Here is a 20,539-nt window from a genome sequence, read left to right on the forward strand (position 1 = left end):
GCAGGCTTTTGCCTACGGCTACTATTATTCAATCCCTTTGGTTTTTTCTTTTACAACAAACCATATTAGCTCCGGATAAAAGACGGATTTTATAGTGTTTTTTATAACAGAACCCTGAATGGGTTGAACAGGATAACATCATCATTTAGTAGATCATAATATGTGAAAGGGTTAGAATAGAAAATCTCTATTCCAATTCAATACTTGCGTAATTTGGCTTTGAATGAATAGCATACTTTGCTTGTTTAGCAGATACAAAAAAACACCTCCGGATATAGCAGAGGTGTTTGTGTGGGTAAATAGGTTAATAAAAATAGGTTACTCTTTGATGACTTTGAAAGTCTTTTGAATTCCTTCTACTGTGACCTGAAGGATGATCATGCCTGTGGTAGCACCTTCCAGAGAGACAGGTAGTAAGGTTGATCCAGTATTGATATAATTGATGTCATTATATATGATTGCACCATTTACCTGAATGCCCATAATGGCAATCTGAACAGGTTCAGGAGCATAAATCTGTAGGAAAACAGAAGTATTATCGGCAAGCAGGTTTGATGACCCCAAGGAAATATCCACATTGGTCATTTCACTATTTCTGATAATTACTGTAGGTGAGTACTCAAACTTATTATTGAAGTCAACTTGTTTTAAACGGTAATAAATCGTGTTAAAGCTGTTGAAGTTATCCTCAAATTTGTAATCGATTCTTGTTTGGCTATTTCCACTGCCTTCTACTTCACCCACTTTTTCAAAAGTCTTACCATCTGCAGATCGTTCTATTTCAAAGTGACTGTTGTTTTCTTCTGAAGCAGTAGCCCAATTTAAGGATACAGACTCACTATTTCTGTTACCAGAAAAGAAGATCAACTCCACAGGGAGTAGCTCATTGAAAATGCCTCCATCCAATCCTTTTGAATTGATGATTTCAATTAGTTTATAAAGGTTTTCATTAAGTTCTATTTCATCTGTAGGTCTAGTATCTCCACTTCCTAACCCACTTCCTGAAGAACTGTCTACGTAAATAGCCGTCTCAATACTGTTTTGAACTTCAGGGTTTTCAGCAATCATATTACCCATAACTACAATATCTCCACTAGAGCCACTATTTACATCAAGGTTTCCTTGTTGGTCAAGAGTGTAGTTATTTAATACAATCAGGTTGCCATTGCCTTCAACTGCTATAGTTGACTTCTGTAGTTGGTGTAGGTTGTAGACAATCAAAGTGCCTCCATCCTCAATCGTAATGTTTGTAAAGCTTGAGCCTCCTCCAATCTCAAGATCCCCTTCTATATAAAGTACCCCTCTTATAGTAAGATTACCGTCATCAAATGAGACTGTACTGCTGATCATATCCGCATTTTCAATGTAGACATAACCATCTGAATAAATCGTTTCATATGACCTGTCTTCTTCAGTTGTATATAATACCGTATCTCCACTGATAATGATACTGCCTATATTTCCTCCACTTGGAACAGGAGGGTAGCCTGAAGGTGGGAAGTCCCATGTGTTGGAATGCGTCCATGTTCCTCCTGAAAAATTGGAAACATAGGTTTGTGCGAATAAGCCTTGAATCGAAAGCAGGAATGTCAAGGTTAACAATAGAGGAAGTAAATAAGATATAAGATTGGCTGTTTTCCCTTTCCTATATGGAGATGAAGAGAATAAATATTTAATCATAGCTTGGGTTCTTTTCGATGGTTGAGTAACTAATCTAAATCGGCAAGTGAATTCGTATGCTTACCATACATCGGGTGATGTGTATTTCATGCTGAGGCTAATTTGTAATGAAGTTAAATGGCTCAGATAAAGTACACTGTAGGAAAAGCAGCGATTTTCTGTCAATTAATGCTGTGTGCTAGTGTTTGAATAGAGATAAAACAATGATAGGGAATTATTGAGGAGGTAGCGTAAAGTTTTAGCAAAGGAATGTAAAGGTGTAAGGTATTTTGCTTTTTTTGAAAAAATGGAGTCTGAATGGTGTTTTTTATTTTGCATATAACACGAATATAGGATGTTACAGATCTGTTTATCGGTTATTTTAAAATAAATGATAAGCTGAAAAAGCATTTACTTATATGCTATAAATAATTCAATTGATGAGTTGTAACTTACAGTTTTTGTGGAGCATGAAAAGCCATTTTTGGGTTGTTATATTTTCGTTATTGGTAGGTTGTACTACAGTTTCAGGAACCACTGATCAAGAGAAAATTAATGGAGTCAACCTTGTAGCCATGAAGCAACAAATAGGGAAGAAGCAGGTTGAGCCTATCAGTAAGTTGGGCGCAAATTGGGTGGCAATTATACCGTATGGATTCACTGACCCAGAACTGTGTAATGTAACATATGACCACCCAAGGCAATGGTATGGAGAGACTAGCAAAGGGGTACGTGAATATGTGGAGTTGTCAACTCAGGAAAAAATGGAAGTGATGCTAAAACCTCACCTTTGGGTAAAAGGACAAGGTTGGGCAGGCGATTTGGAGTTTGAGTCTGAAGTGGAATGGCGTAAATGGGAAGACGGCTACCGTAAGTATATACTTCATTTTGCTGCAATGGCAGATTCGTTAAATATCCCGTTGTTTTGTATAGGAACCGAGTGCCGGAAGGCAGTAACAAAGCGAGAAGGTTTTTGGAGAAGTCTGATTAAGGAAGTGAGAGGTGTGTATAATGGTCAAGTAACATATGCAGCCAATTGGGATAACTATGATAAGGTCCGATTTTGGGACGACTTAGATTTGATAGGGATTGATGGCTATTTTCCTGTATGTACTGATAAAACACCTGAAGTAAATCTGCTTGAAAAGGGATGGGAATCCGTTATGCTAAATCTGGAAGAATTGGCTGAGCAATTTCAAAAGCAGGTCATTTTTACAGAGTTTGGATATCAGAGTATAGACTATGCCGCAGATGGTCATTGGAAACACAATGGAGACACTTTACAGGTTAATCAGCAAGGTCAAGCGAATGCATATCAGGCTATATTCAACTGTTTCTGGAAGGAAGATTGGTTTGCTGGAGGTTTTCTTTGGAAATGGTTTCCAACTCACGAAACGTTAGGGGAAAGGCAGGATAAGCGTTATACTCCTCAAGGGAAATTGGCAGAAGAGGTAATCAGGAGTTTTTATAACAAAAGAATGGATTAAAGATAAAGCGTCGCAATAGATCACTCAATATTGCGACGCTTTATTTTAGTTGACTGCGATACATGAAATCTCAACATTCACGTCTTTAGGAAGTCTAGCGACCTCTACAGTTTCTCTTGCAGGAGCGTCATCACCAAAATAACTGCCATAAGCTTCATTGATCTTGCCGAAGTCATCCATGTTTTTGATAAAGATGCTGCACTTTACCACGCTGCTGAAATCCATTCCTGCTTCTTCAAGAATAAAGCGAAGGTTTTTCATTACCTGATGCGTTTCTTCTTCGATACTACCGTTAATCAGGTTGCCTGAAGCAGCATCAAAAGGAATCTGTCCAGAAACATATAAGGTGTTTCCTGCCAATATAGCTTGGTTATAAGGCCCGATAGGAGCAGGAGCCTTGTCACTTGTGATAATTTTTTTCATTTGTCAATTGGTTATATAAAATGAGAAATATATAGGATCCAAATATCTGTAAAGCATAAAGCCATTCTCCTGTAGGTAATGGCTTTATGCTTAATTTAATCAGTTTAGAATCATCAGTTTGGCAAAAGCCAAAATAAGTGTCTTCTCACCTTCACGGTCAAACCTTACCTTGGCACGTTTGTCTGCGCCATCAATTTCCATTTTAGTAATGATACCTTCTCCAAACTTGACGTGCATTACACGCATTCCTTCCTTCAAGTCATTTGGATCACAAGCAACAAAGTTATCAGGCACCTGAGTCGTCTTCTTGTTAAAACCTGAGGTTCTTCTTTGGTTAAGGTTTGTAGGTTGATTGTTGTTGCTTCCTACTTTGGTAAAGCCACTTGGTACACGAGGTGGTTCATTGCTAAAGCTGCTTGAAACAACACCTCTGGCATTGATAAATGTACGGTCAATCTCACCAAGGAAACGGCTAGGTTCACACATGATCAATTTGCCAAAACGGTAACGTTGTAGTGCAAATGACAGGAAGAGTTTCTTTTTGGCCCGTGTCATGGCTACATAGAACAGACGGCGTTCCTCTTCAAGGTCAGCCCTGCTTTCCAGCATCATTTGTGAAGGGAAGAGATTTTCTTCCATACCAACAATATACACATGATCAAACTCAAGTCCTTTTGACATGTGAATGGTCATCAGAGTAATGGTGTCTTCGTCGGCATCCTGATCCGTAGAGGTGATCAATGATACTTCCTGAAGGAATGAGTCCAGACTTTTATCTTCTTTTTCAGGATCTTCTGAAAATGCCTTGATAGCGTTCAGTAGTTCTTGAAGGTTTTCATAACGTACTTTTCCTTCAACAGTCTTGTCGTCATACAGCTCTCGAAGCATACCAGAGTTTTTGGCAATGAGGCTGGCAGCTTCAAAAGCGTCCTTCTGCTCCACAGTAAACTGGAAGGCTTTGATCATATCAGCAAACTGCTCTATAGATGTAGCGGCACGACCACTGATAAAGCGTCTGATATTTGAGACAACATCCCATATTTTCAGGTTGTTCTCATTTGCAATAACTCTCAGTTTGTTAACGGTAGTTAGACCAATACCTCTTTTAGGGTAATTGATAATCCTTTTGAAGGCTTCCTCGTCAGCAGGGTTCATGACAAAGCGCAGGTACGCTACCATGTCCTTGATTTCCTTTCTTGAGTAGAAAGACAAACCACCAACAATCTTGTATTTGATATTGGTACGGCGAAGGGCTTCCTCTATCGCACGTGACTGGGAGTTGGTACGGTAGAGGATGGCGATATCACTGTTCCTAAGGCCATGTGTCATTTTCTCTTCAAAAATGGAACTGGCTACAATTTTCGCCTCTTCATTGTCTGTCGCTGTCTTGAAGATTTCAATCAGAGCACCTGCATCATTCTGGGTCCAGACGTTTTTAGGAAGCTGGTGCTGGTTGAAGCGGATAATGGAGTTAGCCGCCTCTACAATGTTCTGTGATGAACGGTAGTTTTGTTCCAGCTTGACCACCTTCAGGTCCGGATAGTCTTTCTCAAAGTTCAGGATATTCTGAATGTTAGCACCACGGAAAGCATAGATTGACTGAGCGTCGTCACCTACGACACAGATGTTCTGGAAACGGGCAGCCAGCTTTTTGGTAATGACATATTGGGAGATGTTCGTATCCTGAAACTCATCAATCATTACATAGCGGAACTTGTCCTGATACTTGTTCAGTACATCCGGAAACTTGTGGAACAGTACGTTGGTATTGAAAAGCAGGTCATCAAAGTCCATGGCATTTGCCTTGAAGCATCTGATCGCATACTCTTTGTATATTTCCGAGATCTTGTGTCTGCCGGAAGCCTCATCTTCAATGCGAAGCTCATTGTTGTTCTCATACATGCGCCAAGATATCAGGTTGTTCTTGGCACTTGAGATGCGGGATAGGACAGAATTGGGTTTGTATAGTTTGTCATCAAGGTTCATGTCTTTGACAATGCCTTTGATCACAGATTTAGAATCTTCGGTATCATAGATGGTGAAATTGCTCTGATACCCCATTTTGTCAGCTTCAAAGCGAAGAATTCTGGCAAAGATGGAGTGAAATGTGCCCATCCAAAGGTTTTTGGCATCACTGCCTACTACCTCTTCGATCCGCTCACGCATTTCACGGGCAGCCTTATTGGTAAAAGTCAATGACAATATATTGAAAGGCTCGACACCCTGTTCCATCAGATAGGCGATCTTGTAAGTCAGTACCCTCGTTTTGCCAGAGCCTGCACCAGCTATAATCATCATTGGGCCATCGTTGTAAACAACAGCTTCTCTTTGCGGTTCATTTAAGCTTTCCAGATAATCCATACTACTCTAAGAATCTATGCAATAAGGGGTTAGCCCCTATGGTTGTGCCATATATGTTGTTAACAAGGCGATCGTTTCCATTTTCCAATAATTATAAAGGGGAAATGAGTCGCCAATAGTTGCGCAAGTTAAGTAATTTTTGACGAGCAAACGGATATTTCCCATCTTAGATATTAGGCAAAGACGGCATTAGACTTGCTATAATTTAATTTGTAAGAAAATAGGTGTGTTTTTTTAAGCCTAAATTGTGTTCCTAAAAGATAGGAATAGTGTAATTAGGAATTTATCGGGATATCACTTTTGTTTTTTTACAGAACTTTTCAATTTGTATTGACTATGAAGGCAATTTAGTTACTAACAAATTAAATTGATTAACTTATAGGAAAGGCATCTACCTGCCGATTTATGTTTCTTGAACATTTTAAAGTTCCTGCCATGGATTTCGATCTGAATTTTAGTCAAAATGTAGCGGTGAAAAAGGGAGACCTTTTGGTAGCCGAGCCTTTCTTGAAAGACCCGAATTTTGAGCGTTCTGTAATCCTGATCTGTGAACATACTGATGAGGAAGGGTCCTTTGGTTTGATTCTGAATAAACAGTCGCTTGTCAGTGTGGAGCAGGTGACCGATCAGCTCCAGCTCAATTCACCACTCTATGTAGGGGGCCCTGTAGAGCAGAATACTTTGTATTACATCCATAAGTTTAAGGATTTGGATGGGGCTTTGCCGCTGAAAAATGGACTTTACTGGGGAGGTAGTTATGATCACCTCAAGGAGTTGAGTACTACGGGGCAAGTTAGTACCGAAAATTGCCGCTTTTTTATGGGTTATAGTGGTTGGGGTAGCTTTCAGCTGAAAGGGGAGTTGGAAAGAAACTCTTGGATCGTCACACATGCCAACCTTTCAGGTCTTTTTGATATTGATCCTGATAAGTTATGGAAAAAGGTACTTACAGCGATGGGCGGCAAGTACAAGGTCATTGCCAATTATCCTATGGAGCCACGAATGAACTGAAACATCCTCTTAAACAGGAATCGTTTTTGAGGAGATATAAATAAGTTTGAAAAGAAAAATTATTCTGATAGAACGGAATTAGGTAAAATGAATTTTGGACAAATCCATTTAATTCATTTCAGTTTAGTAAGAAATTGCTAATTTTGAATTGAATAGAATCGGATTTTTAACCTCAATGTAGGCGCTGTTTTTAAGTACAGTTTCTTTTGTCCGATAGTAACAGACGGTACTTGCATTGAGTTTTGAAAGGTACGTTTGTTATGAGTACACATTCGGAAGAAGATCGTAAAGACAAAGCTCAAAATGTGGAGGCCGGAAACAATTCTAGTGAAACAAAGGGAGCTGTGAATCAAGAAAACAGGGATTCAGATAATAAAATCTTGGACATGGAAACTGAAAAGCAAAAGGTAGAAGAATCGGTGGCTGCTGATAAAGCAGCTGAGCAAGCAAATGTGGAAGCATCGGCATCTGCTGAAAATGCAGATTCTCACGAGCATGAGGATGACCTTGAAGAGGACCGTGATTACTCAGGTTTATCCAAAAAAGAATTGATTAAGGAGAGTGAAAAACTACTCCACCACGCTGATGTTGTCAAAGCTGAAAAGCATGCACGTCAGCTGAAAGAGGCGATGGACCATATCCGTGATGAAGAGCGTGAGGTGGCAAAAGCTGAATATGTAGAAGCACAAGGTAATGATGAGGGGTTTGAGTACCATGACACAGACCTTGATGTTTTTTACACCAACTACAAGGCAATCCGTGAGCGCAAGAAGAAGCATTTCGAAGAGATGCAACAGATGCGTGAGTCTAACCTGAAGAAAAAGCAGGCAATTATTGACAAGATCAAGTCACTGATTGAAGAGACTGACCAGAAAGGGATTATGGCTAAGATGAAAGACCTGCAAAAGCAGTGGAAAGAAATCGGTGCTGTCCCTCAAATGGAGGCGGATGAGCTATATAAAACTTACAGTGCATTACTCGATATGTTCTATGACCAAATGAGCATTGAGTTTGAGCTGAAAGAGTTAGACAGAAAGAAAAACTATGAGGCAAAAGAAGCCCTTTGCGATAGAGCAGAGAAGCTGATTGAGCTTGAAAATATCAACGATGCCGTTGCACAGCTGAACTTGCTGCACGACGAATTCAGGTCTTACGGTCCTGTCCCTAGAGAGCAGCAGGAAGAGATCTGGAAACGTTTCAAGGAAGCTTCAGACAAGATTTACGATAAGAAGCGTGAGTTTGCTGAAGTATTCAAGCAGCAGCTTAACGAGAATATGAAGCAGAAGCAGGAGCTTTGCTTGAAAGTGGAGCCATTTGCTGAATTCAATTCTGATCGTATCAAGGAATGGAATGCTAAAACAAAAGAACTGTTAGCAGTTCAGGAGGAGTGGGAGAAAGTAGGACCACTTCCAAGAGAAGTTGCCAAAGAAATCAACAAGCAGTTCTGGGGTAACTTTAAGCAATTCTTCCACAACAAGGGTAAATTCTTTGAAGAACTGGAAGCACAGCGTGCAGAAAACCTTCAAAAGAAAGAAGCTCTTGTACTGAGAGCGGAAGAGCTGAAAGAAAGTGCAGACTGGAATGCAACAGCCAACAAGCTGAAAGGCTTACAGCAGGAATGGAAAGGCATTGGTCCGGTTCCTGAAAAGCAAAGGGATGAGGTATATGCTAAGTTCAAGGCAGCATGTGATTACTTCTTCGAAAGAAAGCGTAACAAGCGTAAGGAGGAAGACAAGGTCTTTATCGAAAACCTGAAGAAGAAAGAGGAAATCTGTCTGGAAATTGAAACAATGGCAAAAGAAGGACAGCCTTTCAGCATGGAAGTGCTTGAACAGCATATCGATAATTTCTTTGCAATTGGTTTTGTTCCAAGAAGAGACAAGGATTCTATTCTGGAGAAATTCCTGAAAGTTGCAGAAGGCTATATCGATAGTGCTAAAGTAAGCGAAGAGGAAATGGAAGACCTGAAACTGAAATTCCAGGCAAGCGTGATCAGACACGTACCAAATGGTGCCAAGAAATTCAGACATCAGGAATCAGGTTTGCGTCACAAGATCACAAACCTTGAGAATGATATCGCACTTTGGCAAAACAACTTGGCATTCTTTGCTCATTCAAAGACAGCCAACCAAATGAAAGAAGAATACCAGAAGAAAATTGAGGATGCAAAAGCTGAAATCGGTAAGCTGAAAGACAAGCTGAAGATGATTCAGAATATCTCAGATGCTGAATAAAAGCACTCTTCTGATCAAACATATAAAAAGCACCAGTTTGCAAAAACTGGTGCTTTTTCTTTTATCAGATATCAGACATGCCATCGGTTCAGTATTTTACCAATTACCTGTTGGAGTGGTTTGGCTGAATCAGGTTTGCTCTCAACCACGCCTATGATGGGGAGGAAGTCTTCATTGTAATTCAGCTTCCATATTGGGTACTGCATCGAGTCTGGACAGAGTAACCAAAGAAAGTCAGGTTTGAGGTGATGACTTGTTCCGAACACCCTCAGGCAGGTGTAGTACTTCAAGGCTGCATCCTTGATGTCTTGTTCCACAACCACCTTTGCTCTTTTGTATTTGGCATCAATGACTGCATAACGGATGTCATGCTTTTGAGAATACTCTAATACAAAGTCAGGAGTATAGTAGTGGTTTTTCTTGTCTACTTTTCCATGAAGTACAAGGTGGGTGTCTCCAGGATCACGTTCTATTTTAGGGTTGTAAATCATATTCAAGACCCATTCTTTCCCATTCTTTTTCCCTGTAAAACAGACATACTTGTGGATCATGCCTTTCCTGTGCTTGAACTCTATCTCATATTCTTGGTTTTTCAAATAGTCCTTGATAACATCAATGATTCTATAATAATTGAATAGCTCATAGAGTTGGTCAAGGAAGTTGAGATTCATGACACTGCTCTGGTTGAGGTTGAGCACAAATTGTCTCATTGAGCAAATGGCAGTATAGACCCTTGAGTAGTGTCTTTTCTTAAGGAAAACATGTGTGACTTTTGGGTATTCGTTCAATGGGCGAACCCCTTCAAATAGCTTGGTATAACGCTGTTCAATAGCATAAAACTTATTTCTGAGCTTTTCCAACTCATCCATTGAGCGTTTGTAAAAGATAAATTGTACTGCTTTGTAGTTGGCGTGTTCGGTGCTTTCAAAGTTTTTTCCCTCCAAAAAGCTTCGCAGGAACTCATCTACCTTGTTGATGATCTCATGAACTCTTTCTAGTGCACCAAGGATGGTTTCATTCTCATAGGTGCGGTAGTCATGGGTATTAACTTCTGAGGCAACCCTGTCCAGTACTCCGTATTGTGTGCCCACTTCAATGGCTTCAGGCCACTCGGCAAAGGAATCATCAAAATGGACTTCATCCAAGTGGCTAAGTAGCCATTCAATACTTTTACTCCCAACAGATCTTGCCCGATATGGTTCTACAACAAGTTTCTTTCTGATAATGGAGTGGGGGAGTTTCCAGAAGTCATAATACAGCTCTTCCATTACTTCCAAAAAGTCATAGATGACCCCCAAATTGCGAAGCGTTAGCTCATTTGTTTTTTTAGGCTCTACTTCGATTGGTTTTTCATCTTCACGCTCTTTGTCGGTGCGTTTTATTTCTCCTGAAAAAAACTTGAGCAAAAGGTCCTTGTTCTTGTCATATAGGTATGAAAAGAGTTGTTCTGCCTCAGAACCTGTCAGTTTTGATGCATCTACCCTGACCGTGAATTCATAGCCACAAAACCAGATTGTGATATACCCCAGCCTGTTGGAGAAGAACTGCATCATATTCGCCTTGATATAATGTTCTTCTTCGTGTTTGGTCAGGTATAATGGATCAATAAGGTCTCCGTCAATTGCTAAGCCGAAGTCTATTGGAATCTCTTCATCCTTATAATGCAGTTCCATTTCGTAGAAACGATGCTCCACTACAATAAGGTCGCCGTCGCTGTTTGGGGCAATTTCATCACGGATCACCTCATAGGGAGGGTCAGTATTCTTACGTAAGGAAAAAATTTTCAGTTCGAGCATATAATAGTGAGACTGAAGATAGGAGACTGAAGACCAGTGTTGTCAGATATATAGTTAACTAATTTCTGAAATTGCTTTTTCTAAAATCTCCTACCTATTGGTTAGTCCATCATAAAGTAATTGAAGTAGTTCTGTGAGTAGCCTTCCCGTTCTCCTTTTGCAATTATGCGGGATAAAACAGAGGCTGCACGTGAGTCTTTCAGAGAGAACTCATTGATTTGCTCCAAAAGCTTCTTAAGTCCGTCATGGGCTTCATGACCTTGAAGATCGATTTTGGTCAGTATTCTTTGCGCAATGCAATAATCCAATGGCCTTAGCTGCTCACTCATTACATGGTGTGCCACGTTACAGTATTCTACAATTGATTTTTTAACCCTTGGACTGATGTAAATGCCAAGTTGCCTCAATGTTGTTTCAATGGCATCATATTTCTCCTCCAACTCAGGGTCGTCAAATTCCATATACTGAAGGCTTTGTTGTTGCTTAAAGTCGGGCAAATCAAACAAGTCCCGCATCAGTTCAAAAGGAAGGTTTAACGGTTCTATCTCAGGTACTTCAAATGTTGGAAACTGCATCTGTCTAGGTAAATCCAGTCGAATGATTGGTGTACGGTCTAGCAGTCTTGGCGAAATTTCTTCAGTTGTTCGGTCAATATTCATCGTACCAATAAACCTTAGGTTATTGGCATAGGTGATTTTCTCTCCGTCACCAAGGTCAATACAGATAGGTTTTCCCTCATGGGCATACGAGTCGGTCAGGTTGTAAAACAATCCCCAATAGTGCTCCATAGGGCTAAGATTGGCCTCATCCAGAATTATGTAAGAGTAGGGTGACTGCAAGTGAAGAGACTCGTTCATCTCCATATTCAATTGAGATAGCAGGTCGTAAACTCCAGTAGAAGACTTGTGAAAACGCTTGGAGATTGGATTTGCAAAGCCGATCAGGTCTTTCTGTGATGTCCACCCTCTGGCAACAGGAACTTCAACAATCCTGTTATTTGGAACCAACGATTCGGTTACCTTCTTGGCTAGAGAAGTCTTTCCGGTGCCAGGAAGTCCCCAAAGTAAGGTCAGTGAATTTTGATGAACGGATATGAGTAGGTTAGCAACAAAATGCTCAGGGTAATTCCTGCCTGCCTGTACCATTTTCCTGTGTACAGCTTGAGTCAACTCTTTTAGTGTCTTGATCTCAGGAATTCCTATTACAGGCTGCTTGATGAACTTTGGCTTGTCTGAAGGTCGATCAGAGAAGTTTCTACCTGTCAGGAAGTCAAAATGTGTTTTTGTCTTGATCAGGTCGTGCAATACCTGCTTGGACTTATTTTGGGTGTCAATGAACTCATCCTGAAGAATACCGATACTTTTTTCAAGATCAGCCTTGAACAGGTTCAGTTCTTCTATTTCTTTCTGTAAGCCTTGGAGGTCATTATAGGTCTTGGCAATTTCAATCTCTGCGGCTCTTTCCTTTAGGTCTAAACGGACTGTTTCCAGCTTTTTAAGTGTCTCATCCAGCTCACGGTTGATCTCCTCTTCTCGCTCTTTTAAAAGCGCTTCACGAATTTTTTCCTCGTCTTCCTGAAGGGAGTTGATATTTAGCTTGATGTTTTCAACTTCATGCTTGAGTTGGTCAATAGTGGAAAGTTCTTGGGATTTGACGAGTCGTAACCTGTTCAGTTCATTTTCAAGCTCCAGCTTTTGTTTTTCGATATCGCCCAGTTCACTTTTGAAGAAGTCATTTTTGGCAAGTCGGCCTAAGAACAGGCGTATCTCATCTACATTTTCCTTTCCCTTGTCAAAAATATCTTTCAGACGCTCATAACGGGAAGAAACGCTCTTGATGTTACTGTTGCGTGCAATAACTTCCCAAAGGTTTTCACTCTTGTCAAAATAGCTCTTGATTTCCAGTTGCTGCTCAACCCAGTCAAAAAGCTCTCTTCTGCTTAGAAAATCGATTCTTTCTGTAATATATAACTCAATATCCTGATAGGACTTTACCAGCTTGCGTGAAAGGCGCCCATATTTGCCCAAATCCAGTTCCAGATACAGGCTTTCAGGTAGATTGAATATTTCTACCTGCTTTTTCAGTCCCATAGATATCTTGATGGACTTTGTCTCGGAGTTGGTCTGAACACCCGTAAAAGCACCGTAGATCTTTCCGTTATCTGTATCTTCTATCAGAAACTTTTTGCTGTGGGTTACATAAACTTCTTCAATCAGGTCATAATACCGCTTATCAGGGTAGAATAGCTGGCGATCCAAGTCCAGTTTGCCTTTGAAAATATCAAGGATGTGATCTTCATAGAGGTGGTCCAGTTTATCGGCGTGGGTTACATATTTGGTTAATGAGTTATCGGAGTTGTATTGTTCGTCTTCGGTTCTTTTAGCATTGGTTCTAAGTCCTTTAACCTTAATCAGTTCATCGGGGAGGTATTCAGTTTCAAGTGGTTTACTGGCTAGAAATATGCTGTTGCCCAAATCATTAAAATCCAATTTTTCCCAATTTTCCCCATCATAGTAAAATAGGGGAATAATGAATTTTTTGCTTGAACGGTAGCTTTTGGAATCTTGTATGGCAATAATGTAACTATCTTCGTCTAAGGCATAATTATTATCATAATTGTCGAAAACATTTGAGATCTGGTTTATTTTCATGAGTTATATATCTTTTTAGCATGGCTATCTTATTTTTTTCCAATTGGAAATTACGTAAGGGAGGTAACAAATAAAAGTTGGACAAAGAAAAACCCTTAAGGAAAAATATTATCCTTAAGGGTAATTTAGTGTTATTATCTTTTGTTTCTTTTAGACTTAGGTGAGCCTGAGCTTCTTGACTTTCTTTTACTACTTGAATAGGCTGTCAGCTTACCAGCGTCACGCGCTTTCTTCAGCCTGTTTTTTTCCTTATGCTTAGCCTTCAGCTTAGGATCTTTCTTCTCATGGAACGCACCTTTAAATGTTGGATCCTCTTTTTTACGCTGATTATCGATCTCCTTTGCCATAAACTGGCGCTCATCTTTAGGCGTCTCCGTGATTTCAACATCAGCAGGCATATCAATCACTGGAAGAGGAATGCGAATCATTTCCTCAATTTTCTTGATATGATACTTTTCGGCAGGGTTGCAGAATGTAATCGCAGTACCAGTATTGTTAGCGCGTCCTGTACGACCTACCCTGTGTACATATTCCTCATAAAGGATTGGTACATCAAAGTTGATCACGTGGCTTACCATGCTGACGTCAATTCCCCTTGCGGCGACATCTGTAGCTACAAGGAAGCGGATATTACCTTCCTTAAACTCGTTGATGGCATTGATACGTGAGTTCTGTCCTTTGTTGGCATGGATAATCCTTGTAGCCCCTGCATCTATGCGGTCAAGGTATTTACCTATGCTATTGGCATTTTCTTTCTTACGAACAAAAATGATCACCCTGTTGAAAGCTTCCTCATCTTTGATCAGCTCTGTCATCAGGTTCAGTTTTGTGCGGAAGTTAGGTGCGTAATAGACAGACTGCTCAACCATCTCCGCAGTAGTTGACTGAGGCGTGATCTCAATTGTGTGTGGAAAATCAAGAAACTCCTGACTAAGCTTATGTACGATGTCAGGCATAGTGGCTGAGAAAAGCAGGTTTTGCCTTTTGGTAGGCAAGATTTCCAGCATTCTTCTGATTTGAGGCATAAAACCCATATCCATGATACGGTCTGCTTCATCCAGAACCATGTACTTGATTTGCTTGAGTAATAGCTCACCTTTTAGGTAAATATCCATTACCCTACCTGCGTACCAATCAGTATGTCAATACCATTCTGAATGGTTTCAATCTGTGTTTTTGGACCTATACCACCATAAACGGCAGTGTGTCTGATGTCTGTATATTTAGCTAGCTGTGTAAGGTGGTCGTCCACCTGTATCGCTAACTCTCTTGTAGGAACAAGAATCAGTGCACGAGGCAAGTCACCTTGTGCATATTTTATTTTCATCAGAATAGGCAAAAGGTAGGCAGCTGTTTTACCTGTACCCGTTTGCGCTACACCCAATATATCCTGCCCACCCAAAGCAGGTGGGATTGTTTGTTCTTGAATAGGAGTTGGCTGCTCGAACCCTTGCTCTTTGATAGCGTTCAGCAGCTGTTTATTTAATTTGAAATCTTCAAATGTCTTTTTCTCTTCCATTACCTATATGCTATATAATCGAACAAAGGTAGTGATTATGACTGAATACTTCCTGTTGTATAACAAAAGTGATAAGAAGTAAGTGTTTGCCTTAAATGCTGACCCTAATACCTGGGCCCAACATTACAAAGAAAGTTTCATCTTTGATCAGGTATCCCCAGCCGAAGTAAATTGGAAGACTGAGTTTTCGCCCGGGTTTGTCCAACGGGTGCAGCGAGAGCAAGGTAATCAAACCCAAGTCTCTGTCTTGGTTATCATCACTCAGGTTAAAAGCGTTGAGGGCGATACTGCCCACACCAATACGATAAGGACGTAGTTTTCCGATAGTGCCAGGTTTATAGAACTTGAACTGGGCAATGGCAGCAATACTTACACCACCAAGACCCCCGATGTCCTCTTCTCCAAAACGCTTTACCAACAGACCCGCAGGGAACGATACATCGATATCAAAACTGCTTTTCTTACTTAAGTATAGAATGACCTTCTTCTGATAAATGCTTTCAGCGTATCGGTCTCTCTTGTGTTTGATATTGATTTCAATCCTTGACCATTCTTCCAATCTATATGTTTTCAGACCTAAATGGTTATTCAGGTTGATACTCGTCCCTGAACAATCTTGTTTCTCGTAGTTGAAATACCTAGGAGAAGTCTCATCAGGGCAAACAACAAACTCATCAATTTTAGCAAGCTCAATTAGCTGTCCTTGGCTTCCCAGTACCCTGACATCTAGCTCAAGGTATTGTTTGCCAAACAAAAGTCCATTGGCATCGAGTGCTTGCGTATCGAAGTAAAGGATAACGTCCCGAACACTTTTATTATAGAAAATAGGCTTCTCGATTCTGTCAAGAGGTAAGCGATTGTATTCATCATACTCTATACTGACAAAATCAAAGTCTCTTGGCCTTTGGTATTCCTTTATCTTTAGTGAGCGTCCTGTTGGTTTGCCACGGTCATAGATTTCAATTTCTGAACGGTTGATGTCCATCGGTATCTTGAGACGGGCTGTTTGGACATTGGCACTTTTGACCAATGAGTCAATACTGCTTTTGTATAAACCTTCAAACTGGTATTCGGCTTTCTGCAACTCTTCACCTTCAAACCGGACTTCTACCTCTTCTCCTGGATTTACTGTCAGGTTGGTAGTCCAGTTACGGCCACGTCTTAGGATACTGACCTTATGCAAGGTTGCATTGGAACTAATGGAGAAGTTGGTGATGAAAACAGCTTTGTCTCCATCCTTGATATAGAGATATCCCTGAGACGCATTGTGCTTAGAATAAACCCTCAATTGGCATAATACTCTGTTGTTACCCAAAAGTGCTTTGGTAAAGAGTTCTGCAACTAAAGCACCACCTTGTTCTTCTTGGGCCTCCAATCTATAGGTTTTCTGAAGGCGCAAGTTTGGGTGGTTCTGAATTTGAATTTCGATACCCTTCACAGACGAGTCCTCTGTTTGCGTGACATCTTTACGGTCTGTGCTCAAAAAAGCCAAACGACTTTTCTTGACAATGAAAGAAAGGTTCAAAGGATTGGTCTGAAATTCCTGAAGGTCAGATATCAGGTTTGGTTTAAAGGTCTTCAGCCTAAAAGACAATTGCTGCTTTTTGAGGTCTTGTGGCAATACATGAAGGAACAGCTTTGCGTCTTTTTTGGTAATCCGATAATAAAGACCATCAGACTCCTGCCACAGTTCCATTGGTCTAATATTTTGGGTATGGTTGCTGAGCAACTCAAATACACGCTCTTCCCCCACAAACAGCTCACGTGGTTCATAATTATAATCTGCAAGCTCTATACGAGTCTCGGTATACGGCAATAGCTCAATCTCCTGAATGATTTCCTTACCATCCAACGTCCATATTGCAAATGAAAGACTAGGGAATTCGGACTTGACAAGGTCTTTGAATCGAATTTTTAGCCTGAAATAATCATCATTGAAGTTGAACGGTTCTTCCACTATCTCAAACTCAGGAGAAGAAAGGATTTTCACTTCTGATATATTCCGCATGTTGCGGAGCGTCAACCTGATTTCGGCCAATTCATTTCCATCCTGAAACCTGAAAGGAAGTACCTCTCTTTGCCCTGTTTTAGCCCTAGGCTTTTTTAGGTTGAATGTTAAGGTATCAATGCTCAGTGATGCATTTGAAATATAGTTGGTGGTATATTGATTTTGAGCTGATACAGGCTTTGGGCCCAATAAAAGCAGGAGCAGCAGCATCACAGCTGCTGGAAACAATTTATTACCTGTTGAGATAAATAGAAGTTGCGTTTGATTTAGTATTCTGTTAGTCATTCTCCTTCGTCTTCAAAATAATTGGTGCACTTGGGTAGAGTGGAGTGGTTTATTTGTTAGGGCGTTACTGAGTAGTATGAATGCCTTAACATTTCCATCCAATCCATTGAGTTTTCTAAGAATAATTATAGATAACACACGAACATTTATAATAACGCAATCTCGTCAATGCAATTATTCTTTTCTAAACCGATTGCAAAGGATTGTCTAAATTTTTGTTAAGTATTAAAGGTTGACTTCAATCCTGTCAAGAATTGATAAAGTCAACCTTTAATACTTGTAGGGAAATTCGATCTTTAATTGATTGTTCTTTTGGAGAGGTAGCTGAAAGGGCCTCCTAAAAATGGCGGATAACCTGCGCCGAAAATAGCTCCAAGATTTCCTTCTTTTTCTGAGAATAGAAGGTTATTGTCTTGGCATTCTTGCACTTCAGCAAGCATTTGCTGATGGAGGTACTCTCCAATATCAGCAACTTGTGAGTCATTGGTTTGGTCAAAAAGCTGTAGGACATCAGGGTTACTTTTGAGTTTTCTGATTTTCTTATCCTTTTTATAAAGGTAAAAGCCTTTTAAGGTACTTTTACCCATAAATCTTTTGTCAGCCATCGAACTTAAAGATGCTTGAAAATCACCTTGCAGAAGTGAGTTTACAGCTTCAATGCCAAGCTCATCCATCCATTCAAATGGGGCGAGTGAAAACCCCTTAACTTTAGCTTGCTTATCAATGTACGCTATGGAGTTTCCAGCTTGAAGCAATTGGAGTGCAGCTACAAAGTAACTCTTGAGCAGTTTTGGAACGAAAGCTTCATTTTGAGTGAAAATGCAGTTTTTGCCTTGCAATGAACCAACTATCCAAGCTGTGCCTTTCGCCTTGTTGGTATTCGTTTCTGTTAAAATAATTTCCAGAAGCGGTGATTTGTCAACTGGAGATCCATACTGAAAACCTACCAAATCAGGGAGTTGTTGGTTCAGTTCAGAAAGCGGTTTACTAGGGTTGAAACAGGCAACGATTGTGTTTTCAGGTACGGAGACGGATGCCATAGACTGCTCATCAATAATCAGGAAGTCTAGGTTTTGAGGAACTTCTTTGTCGATGGTATGCGTGAGTTTTTCAAACATGGAGTTGGCTTTCTCCTGAGTCAGAATTCCTTTCCTTTTTTCGTTTTCAATAAGCTTTCCCAAACCCTTTTGAATATCATCAACCTCATGCTCATCAGCACTGAGGATGCATACATTACAATCTTTTTTTAGCAAGGAAAAAGACAGTTTGGTAGCATTGTCTTCATTGAGCCTTAACCCAATACTTTTTGGCGCTAAAGCTTTATCGTTATACGGATTTTTCTTTAAGTCTGTAATTGTGAAAAAGAGTTGGATCAGCTCTTGGGCTTCTGGTGTTTGAAGCAATTGACAGAACAGGTTTATTTCATTTTCAATACATTGATCCAAGTTGTGTGAGGTGTTGAATTCAATACTGTCAATGATAAGTGGTAAGGCAGGGTACAATCCCTTGGCCTTTCGCTGAATGGTTTTGCGAGCAAGGTTAAATACTAGTTTTCTTGTCAGTGGGTTAGAATCCAAAAACTTGCTTAAGCCATTTCTTTTGTCCACTTTATTAAAAGTACCAGAAGCTAGGTCTCCAACCATTTGGATCGCAGTTTCAGTCAATTGTGCTGGATTGCATAGTTTGTCAGCAAGTCCCAGTTGGTAGGCTTTTTTAGCATAGACGTTTTTACCACTGAGCGTGATATCCAGTGCTTGTTGAGTACCCACTCTTTTCCAAAGTCTGATAGTTCCTCCCATACCTGGAAGTAGTCCCAGTTTAACCTCAGGAAGTGCCATCATTGTAGAAGGATCCTCAGAAACCACAATGGCAGTACAGCCTAATGAGATTTCCGTGCCACCTCCCATACATGCGCCATGAATGGCAGATACAATGGGTTTGGGAAATAAGCTGAGTCTCTTGATCAGTTGATGTCCTTCCGCTGCGGCTTTTCTGACTTCTTCATTGGGTAGATCGATAAATTGCTTGATATCAGCTCCTCCCATAAAACCTTTCTTTTTACTGATGAGCACGGCACCTATCAAAGTAGGGTCTGTCTCCACTTCGTCCAATAGACGATGGAAGTCAGCAGCAAGGGATATGTCAATAATATTGACCTCTGAGTCGGGTTTGTCAAAGCATAGGAAAGCAATGTCTCCTTTTCTTTCAAGGTAGATCAGTGAAGATTTTTCAGTCGTAGGATTGTGGTTATTCATTGTCGAGTACATTGTCTACCTCTTTGCTTAAGGTGTTAAGCAGAAGAAGTGTATAAATTTGATAAGTTGGTTACATGAAAACTTGTTACTTATAAAGATAATGTACGACTTGAATAATTTTGCGAAAAAGTTGAAGTAAAATTCTACTAGAAAGAGAGGAGAATAGTGGGTAGAAAAAATGTGGGTTAAAAAGTGTTTTTAATTTTATTAAAAAATGGTTCCTATTTTTATAATCTAATTAAAAAAGTGAGCTGTTTTTTGGTTTATATTGATTAGACTCTATATTTGCACTATCAAGAATTTTAAAATTGTACTAAAAGCTGAATGAATTTTTATGGCGGACGTCTTGTTCTTGTAAATGTGCACAGATTGAAATTTGAGCACAACTTGAACCCACTGCCATGAATAGGATCTTACAGAAATATGATTTATACATCTCAATATATTGTCCAGCATATGACCATGATTATCCGTTGTAACGGATAGCAGTGGCCTGGCGGTTTATTGATTTGTATTAACTGTATATAATTGTATTTAGCCGGTCACTGCTGAGAAAAGAACAGCAATGACCGGCTTTTTTATTTGTCTGTGGCCAACCTAAGCAGGCAACATTATTGACCTTAAACTTACTGATGCAATGAAAGACAAATTCACTTTTGAGCTAAAGACTTCTGACGGGGTATTCCTGTCTCTGGATGTTTTAAATAGCGAAACTTTTGAAGACGCAAGAGAAGCCGTACAGAAACAGTGCCCTGGCGCTAGAATCGTTTCGGTATTTGAATACAAAAACGGTCACATGGTGAAGCAACACAGTCATCGCATCAAGAAGGTGAAGGTCTAGCCAAGGTCT

11 protein-coding genes and 1 pseudogene are annotated in these 20,539 nt (G+C 40.1%); 4 read left to right on the forward strand and 8 right to left on the reverse strand.

The window, feature by feature from the left end; all coding sequences use genetic code 11:
• Positions 1-318: 318 nt before the first annotated feature.
• The gene (locus V6R21_RS12820; RefSeq protein ID WP_334244017.1) at positions 319-1,680 is read right to left on the reverse strand and encodes a hypothetical protein; all 1,362 of its coding nucleotides are present in this window, start codon (positions 1,678-1,680) and stop codon (positions 319-321) included.
• 419 nt (positions 1,681-2,099) lie between these two features.
• On the opposite strand from V6R21_RS12820, the gene V6R21_RS12825 reads away from it, so the two are divergent.
• Entirely contained in the window at positions 2,100-3,146 is a 1,047-nt protein-coding gene (locus V6R21_RS12825) for a glycoside hydrolase family 113 (protein ID WP_334244018.1), read from the forward strand.
• A gap of 45 nt (positions 3,147-3,191) precedes the next feature.
• Here V6R21_RS12825 and V6R21_RS12830 read toward each other — a convergent pair whose 3' ends face one another.
• Complete coding sequence (locus V6R21_RS12830; protein ID WP_334244019.1) at positions 3,192-3,569, reverse strand: RidA family protein; 378 nt, start codon at positions 3,567-3,569, stop codon at positions 3,192-3,194.
• Positions 3,570-3,668: 99 nt separating this feature from the next.
• Entirely contained in the window at positions 3,669-5,930 is a 2,262-nt protein-coding gene (locus tag V6R21_RS12835; protein WP_334244020.1) for an ATP-dependent helicase, read from the reverse strand.
• A gap of 435 nt (positions 5,931-6,365) precedes the next feature.
• Between V6R21_RS12835 and V6R21_RS12840 the strand changes: the two genes are divergently transcribed.
• The gene (locus V6R21_RS12840; protein ID WP_334244021.1) at positions 6,366-6,941 is read left to right on the forward strand and encodes a YqgE/AlgH family protein; all 576 of its coding nucleotides are present in this window, start codon (positions 6,366-6,368) and stop codon (positions 6,939-6,941) included.
• A gap of 260 nt (positions 6,942-7,201) precedes the next feature.
• Complete coding sequence (locus tag V6R21_RS12845; RefSeq protein WP_334244022.1) at positions 7,202-9,175, forward strand: DUF349 domain-containing protein; 1,974 nt, start codon at positions 7,202-7,204, stop codon at positions 9,173-9,175.
• Between the two features lie 71 nt (positions 9,176-9,246).
• Here V6R21_RS12845 and V6R21_RS12850 read toward each other — a convergent pair whose 3' ends face one another.
• The 5 genes and pseudogenes from V6R21_RS12850 to V6R21_RS12870 all read right to left on the reverse strand — a co-directional run bounded on the left by V6R21_RS12850 (position 9,247) and on the right by V6R21_RS12870 (position 19,689).
• Entirely contained in the window at positions 9,247-10,971 is a 1,725-nt protein-coding gene (locus V6R21_RS12850) for a hypothetical protein (protein ID WP_334244023.1), read from the reverse strand.
• Between the two features lie 101 nt (positions 10,972-11,072).
• Positions 11,073-13,622, reverse strand: a complete 2,550-nt coding sequence (locus V6R21_RS12855; protein WP_334244024.1) for a hypothetical protein — start codon at positions 13,620-13,622, stop codon at positions 11,073-11,075.
• A gap of 134 nt (positions 13,623-13,756) precedes the next feature.
• Positions 13,757-15,141 (reverse strand): annotated as a pseudogene (locus tag V6R21_RS12860) (DEAD/DEAH box helicase).
• 91 nt (positions 15,142-15,232) lie between these two features.
• Positions 15,233-17,434: a hypothetical protein gene (locus V6R21_RS12865; RefSeq protein WP_334244025.1), complete on the reverse strand. Its 2,202-nt coding sequence runs from the start codon at positions 17,432-17,434 to the stop codon at positions 15,233-15,235.
• Between the two features lie 296 nt (positions 17,435-17,730).
• Positions 17,731-19,689 carry an enoyl-CoA hydratase-related protein gene (locus tag V6R21_RS12870; protein ID WP_334244026.1) on the reverse strand — a complete coding sequence of 653 codons (1,959 nt, stop codon included), beginning with the start codon at positions 19,687-19,689 and terminating at the stop codon, positions 17,731-17,733.
• Positions 19,690-20,326: 637 nt separating this feature from the next.
• On the opposite strand from V6R21_RS12870, the gene V6R21_RS12875 reads away from it, so the two are divergent.
• Complete coding sequence (locus V6R21_RS12875; protein ID WP_334244027.1) at positions 20,327-20,530, forward strand: hypothetical protein; 204 nt, start codon at positions 20,327-20,329, stop codon at positions 20,528-20,530.
• Positions 20,531-20,539: the final 9 nt, after the last annotated feature.

This window comes from Limibacter armeniacum, assembly GCF_036880985.1.
GTDB lineage: Bacteria > Bacteroidota > Bacteroidia > Cytophagales > Flammeovirgaceae > Limibacter > Limibacter armeniacum.